This window comes from Burkholderia puraquae (assembly GCF_002099195.1).
GTDB lineage: Bacteria > Pseudomonadota > Gammaproteobacteria > Burkholderiales > Burkholderiaceae > Burkholderia > Burkholderia puraquae.
Genome location: NZ_NBYX01000009.1, coordinates 100,925 through 116,280 on the forward strand (window position 1 = coordinate 100,925; position 15,356 = coordinate 116,280).

The 15,356-nt window shown below is 68.0% G+C and carries 14 protein-coding genes and 1 pseudogene; 5 read left to right on the forward strand and 10 right to left on the reverse strand.

Annotation, left to right across the window (positions count from 1 at the left end; all coding sequences use genetic code 11):
- Positions 1 to 65: 65 nt before the first annotated feature.
- Both B7G54_RS18760 and B7G54_RS18765 read right to left on the reverse strand, forming a co-directional pair.
- A pseudogene (locus tag B7G54_RS18760) lies at positions 66 to 346 on the reverse strand (helix-turn-helix domain-containing protein).
- Positions 343 to 657 carry a type II toxin-antitoxin system RelE/ParE family toxin gene (locus B7G54_RS18765; RefSeq protein ID WP_085040583.1) on the reverse strand — a complete coding sequence of 105 codons (315 nt, stop codon included), beginning with the start codon at positions 655 to 657 and terminating at the stop codon, positions 343 to 345. The pseudogene B7G54_RS18760 and the gene B7G54_RS18765 overlap by 4 nt, the downstream one beginning before the upstream one ends.
- 351 nt (positions 658 to 1,008) lie before the next feature.
- Here B7G54_RS18765 and B7G54_RS18775 point away from each other — a divergent pair, with 351 nt between their 5' ends.
- Positions 1,009 to 2,217 (forward strand): EamA family transporter, encoded by a 1,209-nt coding sequence (locus B7G54_RS18775; RefSeq protein WP_085040584.1) that lies wholly within the window; start codon positions 1,009 to 1,011, stop codon positions 2,215 to 2,217.
- A 21-nt stretch (positions 2,218 to 2,238) separates the two neighbouring features.
- Here the strand turns inward: B7G54_RS18775 and B7G54_RS18780 are convergent, their stop codons facing one another.
- The 8 genes from B7G54_RS18780 to B7G54_RS38675 all read right to left on the reverse strand — a co-directional run bounded on the left by B7G54_RS18780 (position 2,239) and on the right by B7G54_RS38675 (position 10,563).
- On the reverse strand, positions 2,239 to 3,438 hold the full coding sequence (locus tag B7G54_RS18780; RefSeq protein ID WP_085040439.1) for an MFS transporter: 1,200 nt from the start codon (positions 3,436 to 3,438) through the stop codon (positions 2,239 to 2,241).
- Positions 3,439 to 3,621: 183 nt separating this feature from the next.
- Positions 3,622 to 4,446 carry a phosphodiesterase gene (locus B7G54_RS18785; RefSeq protein WP_085040440.1) on the reverse strand — a complete coding sequence of 275 codons (825 nt, stop codon included), beginning with the start codon at positions 4,444 to 4,446 and terminating at the stop codon, positions 3,622 to 3,624.
- An 87-nt stretch (positions 4,447 to 4,533) separates the two neighbouring features.
- Positions 4,534 to 5,565, reverse strand: a complete 1,032-nt coding sequence (locus tag B7G54_RS18790; RefSeq protein ID WP_085040441.1) for an ABC transporter ATP-binding protein — start codon at positions 5,563 to 5,565, stop codon at positions 4,534 to 4,536.
- 13 nt (positions 5,566 to 5,578) lie between these two features.
- The gene (locus B7G54_RS18795; protein WP_085040442.1) at positions 5,579 to 6,475 is read right to left on the reverse strand and encodes an ABC transporter permease; all 897 of its coding nucleotides are present in this window, start codon (positions 6,473 to 6,475) and stop codon (positions 5,579 to 5,581) included.
- 10 nt (positions 6,476 to 6,485) lie between these two features.
- Complete coding sequence (locus tag B7G54_RS18800; protein ID WP_085040443.1) at positions 6,486 to 7,310, reverse strand: ABC transporter permease; 825 nt, start codon at positions 7,308 to 7,310, stop codon at positions 6,486 to 6,488.
- Between the two features lie 17 nt (positions 7,311 to 7,327).
- On the reverse strand, positions 7,328 to 8,356 hold the full coding sequence (locus tag B7G54_RS18805) for an ABC transporter substrate-binding protein (protein ID WP_085040444.1): 1,029 nt from the start codon (positions 8,354 to 8,356) through the stop codon (positions 7,328 to 7,330).
- 73 nt (positions 8,357 to 8,429) lie between these two features.
- Entirely contained in the window at positions 8,430 to 9,455 is a 1,026-nt protein-coding gene (locus B7G54_RS18810; protein WP_085040445.1) for a LacI family DNA-binding transcriptional regulator, read from the reverse strand.
- 646 nt (positions 9,456 to 10,101) lie between these two features.
- Positions 10,102 to 10,563, reverse strand: coding sequence for a zinc-binding dehydrogenase (locus B7G54_RS38675; RefSeq protein ID WP_133059189.1), 462 nt, complete (start codon positions 10,561 to 10,563; stop codon positions 10,102 to 10,104).
- 147 nt (positions 10,564 to 10,710) lie between these two features.
- Between B7G54_RS38675 and B7G54_RS18820 the strand changes: the two genes are divergently transcribed.
- From B7G54_RS18820 to B7G54_RS18835, 4 genes are all read left to right on the forward strand, one after another.
- Complete coding sequence (locus B7G54_RS18820) at positions 10,711 to 11,337, forward strand: flavin reductase family protein (RefSeq protein ID WP_085040447.1); 627 nt, start codon at positions 10,711 to 10,713, stop codon at positions 11,335 to 11,337.
- Between the two features lie 381 nt (positions 11,338 to 11,718).
- The gene (locus B7G54_RS18825) at positions 11,719 to 12,951 is read left to right on the forward strand and encodes a 3-methyl-2-oxobutanoate dehydrogenase (2-methylpropanoyl-transferring) subunit alpha (RefSeq protein ID WP_085040448.1); all 1,233 of its coding nucleotides are present in this window, start codon (positions 11,719 to 11,721) and stop codon (positions 12,949 to 12,951) included.
- Positions 12,948 to 13,994 (forward strand): alpha-ketoacid dehydrogenase subunit beta, encoded by a 1,047-nt coding sequence (locus tag B7G54_RS18830; RefSeq protein WP_425266503.1) that lies wholly within the window; start codon positions 12,948 to 12,950, stop codon positions 13,992 to 13,994. The genes B7G54_RS18825 and B7G54_RS18830 overlap by 4 nt, the downstream gene beginning before the upstream one ends.
- Position 13,995: 1 nt before the next feature.
- Complete coding sequence (locus B7G54_RS18835; RefSeq protein ID WP_085040450.1) at positions 13,996 to 15,351, forward strand: dihydrolipoamide acetyltransferase family protein; 1,356 nt, start codon at positions 13,996 to 13,998, stop codon at positions 15,349 to 15,351.
- Positions 15,352 to 15,356 lie beyond the last annotated feature (5 nt).

A 15,356-nucleotide genomic window follows, 5' to 3' on the forward strand; every position in this document is an offset into this window, starting at 1 on the left:
GGTGCGCGGCATGCGGTGGCAGCGCATGCGCGTGCCGCGATGCGTCGGGCGTCGCGCGTGACGCGTTAAGCGGATTCGCGCACCTGGAGGTCGACGCGCAGGCCGACTGCCGCCGCCATGTTGACGAGCGCGTCGAGCCCGAACAGATTGATCTTGCCGCGCATCAGGTCGGAGACACGCGGCTGCGTGACCCCAGCTGTTTCGCGGCCTGGGCCTGACTGAGCTCGAGTTGTGCGATGCGCTGCTTGAGCGCGATCATCAGCTCGGATCGCAGCTTCATGTTCTCGGCTTCGGCCGGCTGGCCCTCGATTGCGTCCCAGACGCTTGAATAACGTTCGTTGGTCATCGTTTCCTCTCCATCGTCAGCGCACGATAGCCCCGGGCGGCCAGTTCGACATCGGCCCTGGTGGTGCGCGCCGATTGCGTCCGGAAGCAGTGAAGCACGTAGACGGCGTCGGCGAATGTCGCGACGTCAATGATCCGAAACGCGCCGCTCGCATCGCGCAGGCGAATTTCCCGCACGCCGACGCCGACAGTGCGCATCGGCGTCCAGTCGTCGGGCGCCAGGCCGCGTTGCACCTGGTCGATCTGGTGGCCGGTGCGCAGGACTGGCCGTTCGGCCGATGCCTGGTTCGATCGCGACGGATTGCGCCCGATGGCATGTCGAACCGGCACCGGCCACGCATGCGAATGGCGTATCCGACCCCCGATCTCACCAGCCCGCCGGCCGAGAAATGTCGCGCGGAAACATCATTCGAGATCCTTTCAGACAGGTCCGACGATGCTTTCGAATCCTTGATGCCATAATGCCGAGCGGGCGCAGCCGAAGCGGTTGCGCGCGTTTTTTTGTCCCTCTGCCGCCGCTTGCCGGTTCTCTTTCGTCGCCGTTCGCACTGCCATGTCGTTCCGCACGTTCGCTCTGCCTTTCCGGTCCCGCCTGGGCCGTTTGCCGGCATCGCCGGCGTCTTTCAGCGGAGCACGCGGCGTGACGTGCGGGCAGGCTGCGCGATGACGCCGCTCGACCGTCTCCTCGATTTCTTCGCCCGCTTCTCGTTCCGGATCCGCCTGCCGCAAAGCCGCGGCGGCCGCGTGGCGCTCGCGCTCGTCTTCATCTATTTCGTCTGGGGTTCGACCTACAGCGGCCTGCATTTCGCGCTGCAGTCGTTCCCGCCGCTGCTGCTGTCGGGGCTGCGCAACCTGCTCGGCGGGATCGGCCTGTTCGTCTTCGCGCTGCGGCGCAAGCCCGAATGGCCGACGCTGCTCGAGATCCGCAATGCAGGGATCGTCGGCACGATGCTCGTCGCGCTGTCGTCCGGCACGATCGCGCTCGGGATCAGCTCGGTCAGCAGCGGCTCGGCCGCGGTGATGGTGGCCACGGTGCCGCTGTTCGCGACCGTGATCGCGGCGGTTGCCGGGCGGCCCGTCACGAAAGGCGAGTGGGCGGCCGTCGCGCTCGGGATGGTCGGCATCGTCGTGCTGAACTCGGGCGGCGCGGCGGCGCAGAATTCGGCACTCGGCACGATCTGCGTGCTGGCCGGCGCACTGTTCTGGGCCGGCGGCGCGCATCTCGCGACGCGGCTCAAGCTGCCGTCCGACCTGTTCCTGTCGACGTCGCTGCAGATCGGCCTCGGCGGCATGATCTCGACGCTCGTAGCCTGGCTGATCGGCGAACGCATCGAGCACGTGATGGCGGGGCCGGTATTCGCGTTCCTGTACCTGATGGTGTTCTGCACGATGGCCGCGTACGTCGCATACGGCTACCTGATCCGCCACACGAGCCCGATCATCGCGAGCAGCTGCATGTACGTGAACCCGATCGTCGCGGTCGCGCTGGGTGCGCTGCTGCTGGGCGAGCCGGTGACGATGGCGACCGTGGTTGCGACCGTTGCGATCCTCGGCAGCGTCGGGCTGTCGTTCGTGTTCGATCCGGCGCGCCGGCCCGCGGCGCGAGCGGCGGCGGCCAGTTCGGCAGCCGTGGCGGCCGCGTCGACGGCGGAGGCTTCATCGGCCCCCGAGCAGATCGAGATGCCGGATGCGGCGCCGATCCTCGCGCCTTCCGCCGTTGCGCTGGCGGTGCCGACGCCGGCTGCCGTGATGGATCCTGCCGCGGTCGTTGATCCGGCGCCGGCGTTCGCCATGCCGCCCATCGTTGAATCGGCACCCGCGTTTGCCCCGCCACCCGCAGCCGAACCAGCCGCGCCCCGCGCCGACGTGTGACGCCGCGGTAGCCGGTCGCGCTCAGCCGCGCCGGCCGCCGCGATAGTGGAACCCGCCCGCGAGCGCGGTGAACACCAGCCCGGTCGTGCACATGCCGATCCAGCCGAACGCGCGCCATGCGGCGACGCCGGCCGACGAACCGAGTGCGCCGCCGATGAAATAGCACACCATGTACACCGTGTTGACGCGGCTGCGCGCGTCGGGCTTCAGCGCATAGATGCGCGACTGGTTCGAGATCTGCGCGGCCTGTACGCCGACGTCCAGCACGATCACGCCGATCACGAGCCCGACGAGGCTCGAGCCTGACAGCGCGAAGATCACGAACGACAGCGCGAGCAGCGCGATCGCGAGCGAGATGATCGTGCGCGGGCCGCGCTTGTCCGCGAAGCGGCCCGCGTACGGTGCCGCGAGCGCGCCCGCCGCACCGACGATCCCGAACAGGCCGGCTGCCTGCGGGCCGAGATGGAACGGCGCACCGGCGAGCAGCAGCGTGAGCACGGGCCAGAACGCGCTGAATGCCGCGAACAGCGCGGCGCCCGTCAGCGACGCCTCGCGCAGCCCGCGCAGTTCGACCGCCAGATGCCACATCGAGCCGAGCAGCTTGCCGTACGGCAGCGTCGACGTTGGCGAGCTGCGCGGCAGCCGCAGCACGATCACGGCGGCGAGCGCGACGAGCGCCGCGACCGACGCGGCGAATACCGCGCGCCAGCCGAAATACTCGGCGACGAAGCCGGCGGCCGTACGGGCGAGCAGGATGCCGAGCAGCAGGCCGCTCATCACGGTGCCGACCGCATGCCCGCGTTCGGCCGGCGGTGCGATCTCGGCGGCGAACGGCACGGCCTGTTGCGCGATGGTCGCGAGTACGCCGATCGCGAGGCTCGCGGCGGCGAGCACGGCCAGCGACGGCGCGGCGGCCGCCGCGATCAGCGCGATCGACAGGCCGGCGATCTGCATCAGGATCAGCCTGCGGCGGTCGAAGCGGTCGCCGAGCGGCGCGAGCAGGAACATGCCGGCCGCATAGCCGAGCTGTGTCGCGGTCGGCACCGCGCCGATCCAGGAAGCGCCGTCGGGAAACGCCGAGCGGAAGCTGTCGAGCAGCGGCTGGTTGTAGTAGATGTTCGCGACGGACACGCCCGCGATCGTCGCAAGCAGCAACAGCAGGCTGCGCGAATAGTGGGGCGAGGCGGCGTCGGTCGGACGGTCGGTGGAGGCGGTGGACATGGCGGCGCGGACGGAGTGGGCGGCGCGGTGCGCGGCGCACGCGTTGGGTGCGCAGGCGGGCGGGGCGCCGGTCGAGGCTGCCGATCATACCGGAGCGACGTGAATCCTGCCGGGCGGCCGGCAGATCGACAAAACCGGCGCAACCGGCCGGCTGCCGCCCGTCATCGTGCGTTCTTCATTCCTTCAGTCGACCAGCTCGCCCGTCGGTTCGTAGAACGGATAAGGCCCGGCGCCTTCGTCGACATACACGTGATGCGACGTCATCCCCGTATCGGGCGCATAGCGATGGACCGCGAACGCCGGCGGCTCGAGCCGGAATGCGGAGGGCCCGTCGGTGCGCAGGTCGAATGCGACCTGATGCGCGGGCGACGGCACCGCGGACGCGAGCGTGCCGCCGAAGCGCGTGAACATCGTGCGGTGCACGTGGCCGCACAGCACGCGCTCGACGTTCGGATGACCGCGCAGCAGCGCGTCGAGTTTTGCGGCGGCGGCGGGTGCGAGGCGCAGCTTGTCCATGTGGCCGATTCCTGCCGCGAATGGCGGGTGATGCAGCGCGACGATCACGGGCCGGTCGCGCGCGGCGTCGAGCTGCGCGGCGAGCCAGGCGAGCCGTGCGTCGCACAGGTCGCCGTAGCTTGCGCCGGGTACCTGCGAATCGAGCGCGAGCACGCGCACCGCGCCGACGTCGAGCGCGTACTGCACGAATTCGCCGTCCTGCAGCTCGGCACGATCGGCAAACGCGCGGCGCAATCCGGCGCGGTCGTCGTGATTGCCGATCATCAGGTAGTACGGAATCTCGAGCGCCGCGAGCAGCCCGCGCAGGTTGCCGTACTCTTCATCGTGGCCGAAGTCGGTCAGGTCGCCGGTGACGAGCACCGCGTCGGGGCGCGGCACGAGCGCGTTCAGCTTCGCGACGCAGCGCGCGAGCGCGGCCGCGGTGTCGACGCGCCGGTATGCGAGCTGGCCCGGACGCTTGATGTGGAGATCGCTGATTTGAGCAAGCAGCATCGTCGTTCCTCGGAATCGTCTGGTTGTTGTCGCGGCGGCGCCGTGCGCCGCGGTGGGGTGCTGAATAAATGATGCCCGAATGACGGATTACGCGCCGAGCGCGATCAGCCCCTCCGGTGCGATCGTGAGGCCGACCGCCGTGCCGCGTGCGAGCGCGATGCGGCCCGGCACGTCGATCACGAGTGCGTCGGGTGCCGCGTGCTCGATCGTGAGCCGCGTGCGTTCGCCGAGGAACGCGCACGCACCGACCGCGCCGCGCAGCGGCGCGTGGTCGGGATCGGCGAGTTGCGCATCCTCGGGACGGAAGAACCACTCGTCGGCGGCGTGCGGCGTGGCGATCGCGCCGCCCGTGGTCACCAGCGTGCCGTTGCGCCATTGCCCGGCGAGCCGGTTCAGCGTGCCGATGAACTGCGCGACCGTGCGGTTCGCCGGATGGTAGTAAATGTCGCGCGGCGAGCCGATCTGTTCGATGCGGCCCGCGCCCATCACGACGATCCGGTCGCCGAGCTCCATCGCTTCGGCCTGGTCGTGCGTCACGTAGACCGTCGTCACGCCGAGCTCGCGCAGCAGTGCATTCATCTCGCGCCGCAGCGTGTCGCGCAGCTTCGCGTCGAGCGCGGTCAACGGTTCGTCGAGCAGCAGCACGCGCGGCCGTACCGCCAGCGCGCGGGCCAGTGCGACGCGCTGGCGCTGGCCGCCCGACAGCTGGTCGATCGGCTTGTCCGCATGCGCGTCGAGCCGCATCATCGCGAGCAGCTCGTCGACGCGCTCGCGCAGCGCGCGCGGTTCGGTCTTGCGGATCTTCAGCCCGTAGCCGACGTTGCCGCGCACCGTCAGGTTCGGAAACAGCGCGTAGTTCTGGAACACCATGCCGACCTGCCGGCGCTCGATCGGCAGCGCGGTGACGTCGTCATTGCCGAATGCGATCGTGCCGCCGGCGTCCGGCGTGTCGAGGCCTGCGATCAGGCGCAGCGTCGTGGTCTTGCCGCAGCCCGACGGCCCGAGCAGCACGAGCGTTTCGCCCGCGCCGATCGACAGGTCGAGCGGTTCGAGCACGCGTGTGCCGCGGAACGTCTTCGCGCAGCGGGTCAGGGTGATGGGAGTGGAATCGAGTTTCATGTCTGCGAGAAATTCAGCGCGCGCGCTTCTTGAGCGCACGCGTGCCGGACGGATCGACGCCGAGCCACTGCATCGCGACGAGCAGCGGCAGCGTCATCAGCAGGAACAGGATCGTGTACGCGCTGCCGACTTCGAGGCGCAGCGATGCATAGGTATCGGCGAGCCCGACCGGCAGCGTCTTGGTGTCGGGCGTATGCAGCATCCACGTGAGGTTGAATTCGCCGATCGACAGCGTGAGCACCGCGAGCGCACCCGCGACGATGCCGGGGCGCAGGTTCGGCAGCACGATCGTGACGAAGCGCGTGACGAACGACGCGCCGAGGCTGGCCGCGCCTTCCTCTAGTGTGCGCAGGCCGGCGCCGGCCGCGACGGCCGCGACCGCGCGCACCATGAACGGCAGCGTGAACACGACGTGGCCGGCGACGATGAACCATAGGCTCATCCGGAATGCAGTGAAGCCGCCGTAGACGACCAGCAGCGCGAGCGCCGACGCGAGGCCGGGCAGTGCGACGGGCAGCACCAGTGCCTCCTCGATCGCGCGTGCGACGCGGCTCTTGCTGCGCGCGAGCGCATAGCCGGCCGGTACGCCGACGACGAGCACGATCGCCAGCGTCGCGAACGCGACGGTCAGCGACAGCGCGACCGAGCCGTGATACTGCTGCCACACCTGTTCGAGCCAGCGCAGCGTGAGGCCGCTCGACAGGCCGCGGAAATAGTTGACGGTCAGGCCCGCGAGCACCGACATCACGACGGGCACGATCAGGAACGCGCACAGCAGCAGCGTGACGCCCCATTGCAGCGCGGCGATCGCGCGCGCGCCGGTGACGCGCGGCGCGCGGCGGGCGACGCCGTTCGCCTGCGCGGGAGCGGGTGCCGGCGACGGGGCGGAAGAGCCGGAAAGCGATTGCATGCAGGAATCCTCAGGCCGCGGCGGCGGCGGTGTGGCCGGTGAAGCGGCGCGCGAGCGCGAGCACGGCCCAGGTGACGATGCCGAGCACGATCGACAGGCCGGCCGCCGTCGCGATGTTCGCGTTCAGCGTGAACTCGGTATAGATCGTCATCGGCAGCACGTTCAGGTCGGTGGCGAGCGTGAACGCGGTGCCGAATGCGCCCATCGCAGTCGCGAAGCAGATCGCGCCGGCCGCGACCAGGCCCGGCGCGAGCGCGGGCAGCACGATGTCGACGAAGATGCGCCACGGCGATGCGCCGAGCGAACGCGCGGCTTCCTCGAGCGACGCGTCGAGCTTCGACGCGGCCGCGATCACGGTGACGATCACGCGCGGAATCGAGAAGTACAGGTAGCCGACGAACAGCCCCGCGACCGAGTAGGCGAATACCCACTTGTCGCCGGTGAGCTTCGCGGACAGCATGCCGATCAGCCCCTGTCGCCCGGCGAGCATGATCACCATGAAGCCGACGACGACGCCCGGGAATGCGAGCGGGAACGTGAGCAGCGCGAGCAGCACGCGCTTGCCTGCGAATTCGCGGCGCGCGAGCAGGAGGCCCGAGATCGTCGACAGCGCGAGCGTCGCGAGCGTGACGCCCGCGGACAGCGCGACCGTCTCGCCGAGGCTCTTCATGTAGCGCGCATTGCCGAGCAGGGCCGCGTAGTGCGAGAAGAACGCGCCGTCGGCGGACACCTGCACGAGCGCCGCCATCGGCAGCAGCCAGAAAGCGGCGAACACCGCGAGCGCCGGCGCGACGAGCGCGATGCGCCAGCGCAGCGGGAAAGTCAGGTCAAGCATCGATGATGTCCGGCCGCTTACTGCATGACCTGCAGGTATTGCTGGCCGAATGCCTGCTGGCCGGCCGCCATCTTGCCGAAGTCGACCGATTTCGCGCGGGCGTATTCGCTCGCCGGAAGGAACTTCGACGCGATGTCGGCGCCGAGCGCCTGCGCGCGCACCGGGCGCAGGTATGCGTTGGCCCACAGCTTCTGGCCTTCGTCCGACAGCACGAAATCGAGCACCTTCTTGCCGTTCGCGTCGTGCGGTGCGCCCTTCACGAGACTCATCACGTACGGCACCGCGATCGTGCCTTCCTTCGGAATCACGAACTCGACGTTCGCGCTGTCCTTGTACTTCGCGCGATACGCATCGAAGTCGTAGTCGAGCAGGATCGGAATCTCGCCGGACAGCACGCGCGCATACGCGGTCTGCTTCGGCACGATCGGCGCGTTCGCCTTCAGCTTTTTGAACCAGTCGAGCGCCGGCTTGAAGTTGTCGAGGCTGCCGCCGAGCGCCTGGTTCACGGCAACCGCGCCCGCATAGCCGACGAACGCGCTCGACGGATCGAGATAGCCAACCATGCCCTTGTATTCCGGCTTCAGCAGATCGGCCCACGAGCGCGGCACCGGCTTGCCGTCGAGCGCGTCCTTGTTCACGAAGAAGCCGAGCGTGCCCGAGTGGATCGCGAACCAGTAGCCTTGCGGGTCCTTCAGGTTCGCGGGGATGTCGTTCCAGTGCGCGGGCTTGTACGGCGCGATCACGCCCTTGTCCTTCGCCTGGAACGCCGACGACACGCCGAGGTAGACGACGTCGGCGACCGGGCTCTTCTGCTCGGCGATCAGCTGTGCGATCGACTGGCCCGAGTTCTTGTTGTCGAACGGCACGCGGATGCCGGTCTTCTGCTTGATCGCCGCGATCTGCGCGGCCCAGTCGGCCCATTCGGGCGGGCAGTTGTAGCAGATCGCCGTTTCGTCGGCGTGGGCGGCGGGCGCGCCGGCGATGAGCGCGGCGCAGGCGAGCGGCGCGGCAAGCGCACGCAGCAGCGAGGTCAGGCGAAAGGACACGGTAGGTCTCCGGGCGAGGGTGAGGCGCTGGGGTGGTGTGGTTGTGTACGTGTGTAGTGGCGCGGCGTGCCGTTCAGGCCTTGCGCAACTGCAGGTCGGTGGCCGGCGGGGCGACTGTCGCGCCGTCGCGCACCGCGTGCGGCAGGATCAGCGACGTGCGTTCGATGGCTGCGCCGCCGATGCATTCGACGAGACGCTGCCACGCGTGGCGGCCGATGTCGCGGTTCGGCGTCGCAACGCTCGCGAGCGGCGGCGCGAGCAGTTCGCCGATCGCGATCCCGTCGAAGCCGAGCACCGACAGGTCGTCCGGGATCGAGAAGCCCGCGCGGCGCAGGCCGCGCATCACGACCATCGCGAGCAGGTCGTTGCTGCAGAAGAGGGCGGTCGGACGCGTCGCGTGCGCGGTGAGATGCGCGAGCACCGCGTCGGGCAGCTCGGGCGCGTTGAAGTCGACTTCGACCGGCGGCAGCGTGGCGACGCCGCTTTCCTCGAGTGCCTGCGCATAGCCGAGATGGCGCTGGCGTGCACGATCCGATGCGGCGAGCGAGCCGGCCAGCATCAGCACGCGGCGGTGCCCGCGCGCGGTCAGCAGCCGCACGCCGTCATAGGCGGCGCGGCGGTTGTCGACCGATACCGACGGGCGGCGCTGCGTGTCGTTGTGCATCAGCACGTAGTGCGGGCCGTCGTGGTCGAGCATGTCGAGCAGCGGGTGCGTATCGGCGTCGGCGACGGTGAGGATCAGCCCTTCGACGCGCTGCTCGCGCAGCGTCTCGATCGCGTGACGCTCGCGCGCCGCGTCGTATTCGGTCGTCATCAGGATCAGCTTGAAGCCGGCCGCGGTCGCGAGCTCGTCGATGCCTTGCAGGCAGTCGGCGAACACGGGGTTCGACAACGTCGGCAGGACGACCCCGACGAGGCGCGTACGCTCGCCGCGCAGTTGGCGGCCGAGCGGGCTCGGGCGGAACTGCAGCGTGTCGATCGCGGTGCGGATGGTCTGCAGCGTGGCCGGGCTGACGGTATGCGGGGCGTTGATCGCGCGCGAGACGGTGGCGATCGAGAAGCCCGCGAGGGCAGCGACGTCCTTGATGGTCGAGGTCATGAAGTCATGCGATGTAAACGTTTTCGGCCGGAAAATTATCGAAAATGTTTGTGACTTCGCGATGACGCAGGCGACGCTTGTTTCGCAAAAAGCACGATACAAACGTCTGACGGATAGGGCCGCCGGACGACGCGGACTCGATTGTATCGGGGATGTTGCGGCGCAGGAGGAAATCGTGGGCGGCGGCGCGCCGGTGTCGACGACAAACGAGGATTCCCTGCGGCGGCGGGAGTGTCGCGATGCGGCGCCGCAGAATAAGGGAGCGCATGCGCAAGCAATGGTAGAATCGCGTCCGCCCTCTTGCCGGGGTGATGAAATTGGTAAACATAGCGGACTTAAACGATTGAGTGCCCGACCGGAAACGGTCGGTGCAGAACCCTTCAAATTCGGCGAAACCCCTGATGCGCGCATCGAGGCAACGCCGAGCCAAGCCTCGCGGAACCCGCGAGGAAGGTGTAGAGACTAGACGGGGGGCGCCTAAGGCGCACGGGCAGCAGGCACGCCCGCGCGCGACGGTGAAGGCATAGTCCAGCGCACGAACGGCATCGCGCACGCGACGCCGGCTTTGAAAGAAGCAGTGTGACGAAAATCCGCCGCCTTAACTGGCTTGCCGGTTCGAGTCCGGTCCCCGGCACCACGATCGCGTTCAGGCGATTCGATGAAGGGACGAAAGCCCGCGAGAAGCCCAGCGCTCGCGGGTTTTTTGTTGCACGGGCGTAGCACCGGGTGCGTGTGCCATCCAGGGACCGGAGCGTCTGCGCGCTCGATCATTGGGCACGCGGTATCCGCTTGCCGCCCCATAGCCGACAAATTGGCCATGCGTCGCGAGACTCGATACGAATGCGTGGGCCACGGTCCCGCCGATCGAAGCGAAGGCGACGTCGAATCCTGCTCCGCCGGTTGCCGCGCTCAATCGATTGCGCCAGTCCTCGTCGCGATAGTTGATCGATTTTCTGGCTCGTGTTGGCGAATCGAGCACCTGAAGCACGGCGCGATGCATCGCCTCGACCCGGATGACGTGACAGGCAAAGCCGGACATTTCCCCAGTGTCGAAAGGTTCGTCGTCCGGTGAGCCAGCGCCATCGCCGGCAGGCGCCTGGTGATTCATGCGTCTTTGCTTGCCACCTCGCTGCGACGAAAGCGACGTGATGTGATACTAGGGCACGCACGTCGTACAGGACGCCGCTGCCGTTATCGGCGCACGTGATTCTGCCGATGGATCCCACGCAGTTTGCCTTTCGCAAGACCATTCGTCATGACCGACTCGACCCATCACTATTACGAACCGTCGCAAGGCCACGGCCTTCCGCATGATCCTTTGAACGCGATCGTGGGTCCGCGCCCGATCGGCTGGATTTCATCCCGCGGCAACGACGGCACGGTCAACCTCGCACCGTACAGTTTCTTCAACGCATTCAACTACCATCCGCCGATCATCGGCTTTTCGAGTACCACGGCAAAGGACAGCCTGCGCAACGTCCAGGAGACCGGCGAGTTCGTGTGGAATCTCGCGACTCGCGACCTCGCCGACAGGATGAACCGGACCTGCGCCGCGGTCCCGTACGGCGTCAACGAGTTCGAACTCGGCGGCCTGACCGCGATCCCGTCGCGCCTGGTCGACGTGCCGCGCGTCGCGGAAAGCGGCGTGAACTTCGAATGCAAGGTGACCGACGTGATCCGGTTGCGTGACCATCGAGGCGTCGAGACGGCGGCCTCGCTGGTGTTGGGTGAGGTCGTCGCTGTTCATATCCGCAATGATTTGCTGAAGGACGGGATCTTCGACACCTTTGGCGCGGGCATCATTCTTCGTGCGGGTGGACCGTCAGCCTATGTGCATGTCCAGCCCGACAGCCGGTTCGACATCGCCCGCCCGGGCGCGTGATGCTGCACGTGTTGTAACGGAGCCGGAAGCGGGCGCTGCCCGCGTGATCGTCCGCCGCGGCCGCACGTACGAAGGCCCCGCAGAAATCCAGGATTTCTGCGGGGTCTTTTGCCTTGTATCGTCTGACTTGATCCGGCTGGCCCGCGCCATCCATTCGTCGTTCGACCCCGATCCGTGCGAGCTGGAACCACGGTCTCACCGCGCCGCAACATGGCAAATCTGCTCACTGCGGTCGAGCGGCTTGGTCATCGACGTCCGGCGCCGCAACGCATAAATTTTCAAGGTTGACGTGCCTATCCGCACGCCAGCTCGCGCGCAGGCCGGCAACCGGCCGCGCGTTCCTAATCAGCGTGAGACACAATCGAGCGTGGAGACGACACGATGAGCCTGTCAGAGCCATTGCGTCTGCATGTGCCGGAGCCCACCGGGCGCCCGGGCTGCAAGACGGACTTTTCCTATCTGCATCTATCGCCGGCCGGCGCGGTTCGCCGCCCGCCGATCGACGTAGCCGCGGCGGACACCGCCAATCTCGCCCGCAGCCTCGTGCGCGTGCTCGACGACAGCGGCAAGGCGGTCGGCCCGTGGGCGCCGGATCTCGATGATGCGCGGCTGGTCGCCGGCCTGCGCGCAATGCTCAAGACCCGCATTTTCGACGCGCGCATGATGATCGCGCAGCGCCAGAAGAAAATCTCCTTCTACATGTTGAGCCTCGGCGAAGAGGCGATCGGCACCGCGCACGCGATGGCGCTGCGCGACGGCGACATGTGCTTCCCGACCTACCGGCAGCAGAGCATCCTGATCGCGCGCGACGTGCCGCTCGAGCGGATGATCTGCCAGCTGATGTCGAACGAAGGCGACCCGCTGAAAGGCCGCCAGCTTCCCGTGATGTACTCGGACCGCGAAGCAGGCTTCTTCTCCATTTCCGGCAACCTCGCGACGCAGTTCATCCAGGCGGTCGGCTGGGCGATGGCTTCGGCGATCAAGGGCGACACGAAGATCGCGTCCGCGTGGATCGGCGACGGCGCGACGGCCGAAGCCGACTTCCACACCGCGCTCACGTTCGCACACGTGTACCGCGCGCCGGTCGTGCTGAACGTCGTCAACAACCAGTGGGCGATCTCGACGTTCCAGGCGATCGCAGGCGGTGAAGGCACGACGTTTGCGGGGCGCGGCGTGGGTTGCGGGATCGCGTCGCTGCGCGTCGACGGCAACGACTTCCTCGCGATCTACGCGGCGTCGAGCTGGGCGGCCGAACGCGCGCGCCGCAATCTCGGCCCGACGCTGATCGAGTGGGTGACCTACCGTGCGGGCGCACATTCGACGTCGGACGATCCGACCAAGTACCGGCCGAGCGACGACTGGTCCCATTTCCCGCTCGGCGATCCGGTCGAGCGCTTCAAGCGCCACCTGATCGTCAAGGGCATCTGGTCGGACAGCGCGCACGAAGCACTGACGGCCGAGCTCGAGGCCGAAGTGATCGCCGCGCAGAAGGAAGCGGAGAAATACGGCACGCTGGCCGACGACCGGATTCCGTCGCCGGCGTCGATGTTCGACGACGTGTACAAGGAGCTGCCCGCGCACCTGCGCCGTCAGCGCCAGGAACTGGGAGCATGACCATGGCGCAACAAGAGACAGGCACGGCAACGCAGCCGATGACGATGATCCAGGCGCTGCGCTCGGCAATGGACGTGATGCTCGGGCGCGACAGCGACGTGGTCGTGTTCGGGCAGGACGTCGGTTATTTCGGCGGCGTGTTCCGCTGTACCGAAGGACTGCAGAACAAATACGGCAAGTCGCGCGTGTTCGATACGCCGATCTCCGAAAGCGGGATCGTCGGCGCGGCGGTGGGGATGGGCGCTTACGGGCTGCGCCCGGTGTGCGAGATCCAGTTTGCCGATTATTTCTATCCGGCGTCCGACCAGATCGTGTCGGAAGGCGCGCGGCTGCGCTATCGCTCGGCCGGCCAGTTCATCGCACCGATGACGATCCGCATGCCGTGCGGCGGCGGCATCTACGGCGGCCAGACGCACAGCCAGAGCCCGGAGGCGATGTTCACGCAGGTGTGCGGGCTGCGCACGGTGATGCCGTCGAATCCGTACGACGCGAAGGGGCTCTTGATCGCATCGATCGAGAACGACGATCCGGTGATTTTCCTGGAGCCGAAACGGCTGTACAACGGGCCGTTCGACGGCCATCACGATCGGCCGGTCACGTCGTGGCTCAAGCATCCGGCAAGCGCGGTGCCCGAGGGCTACTACACGGTGCCGCTCGATACGGCCGCCGTGGTGCGGCCCGGCAACGACGTGACGGTGCTGACCTACGGCACGACGGTGCACGTGTCGCTCGCCGCGGCCGAGGAGACGGGCATCGACGCGGAGGTGATCGACCTGCGCACGCTGTGGCCGCTCGACCTCGACACGATCGTCGCGTCGGTGCGCAAGACCGGGCGCTGCGTCGTGGTGCACGAGGCAACGCGCACCTGCGGTTACGGTGCGGAACTGGTGTCGCTGGTCCAGGAACATTGCTTCTACCACCTCGAAGCGCCGGTCGAGCGCACGACGGGCTGGGACACGCCGTATCCGCATGCGCAGGAATGGGCGTACTTTCCGGGCCCGGCCCGGGTCGGTGAAGCGTTGCGACGCGTGATGGAGGCGTGAGATGGGGATTCATGTCATCAAGATGCCGGATATCGGCGAAGGGATTGCCGAGGTCGAGCTGGTGGCCTGGCACGTGGAAGTCGGGCAGACGATCAGGGAAGATCAGCCGCTCGCCGACGTGATGACCGACAAGGCGGCGGTCGAGATTCCGTCGCCCGTGACGGGCAAGGTGATTGAACTCGGTGGCCGGATCGGCGAGATGATGGCGGTCGGCAGCGAACTGATTCGCCTCGAGGTCGAAGGCGACGGCAACCTGAAGGCCGGTGCACCGGTGCGAGAATCAAAGGTAGAAACCTCACCGGTCGCGGCAGCGCCGTCGAAGGCAGTGGCCGAGGCGCCGGCAGAGTCGCCTGCAAGGCCGGCGGCGAAGCACGCACCCGCGGAGCCGCGTCGCGCGAAGCACGCCGAGCACACGGAGCACACGGAGCACACGGAGCACGTAGGGCTGCCGCGTGCGGCGCTCGCAGCGGGTGAGCGCCCGCTCGCGTCGCCGGCCGTGCGCCAGCGCGCATGGGACATGGGCATCGAGCTGCGCTATGTGCGCGGCACCGGTGAAGCAGGGCGGATCCTGCACGCCGATCTCGACGCGTATGCGCGCACCGGCAGCGGTGCGGCGCGCGGATCACGCGGATCGCAAGCGCATGGCTACGACGAACGCAACGACGAAACCGAAGTGCCGGTGATCGGCTTGCGGCGCGCGATCGCGCGCAAGATGCAGGAAGCGAAGCGCCGCATTCCGCACTTCAGCTACGTCGAGGAGATCGACGTCACCGAGCTCGAATCGCTGCGTACGGAACTGAACCGCCGCCACGGCGACACGCGCGGCAAGCTCACGCCGCTACCGTTGCTGATCCGCGCGATGGTGATCGCGCTGCGCGACTTTCCGCAGATCAACGCGCGCTTCGACGACGAAGCGGGTGTCGTCACGCGCTACGGCGCGGTGCACATGGGCGTTGCGACGCAGACGGACGGCGGCCTCACGGTGCCCGTGCTGCGTCACGCCGAAGCGCGCGACGTGTGGTCGATCTCTGCCGAGATCGCGCGGCTCGCCGATGCGGTGCGCGCGAACCGCGCGCAGCGCGACGAGCTGAGCGGTTCGACGATCACGATCTCGAGCCTCGGCGCGCTCGGCGGCATCGTGTCGACGCCGGTCATCAATCATCCCGAGGTCGGCATCGTCGGCGTGAACCGGATCGTCGAGCGGCCGATGATCCGCGACGGCGCGGTCGTCGCGCGCAAGATGATGAACCTGTCGTCGTCGTTCGACCATCGCGTCGTCGACGGGGCGGACGCGGCCGAATTCATCCAGGCCGTGCGCGCGGTGCTCGAACGCCCGGCACTGCTGTTCGTGGAGTGAGCGCG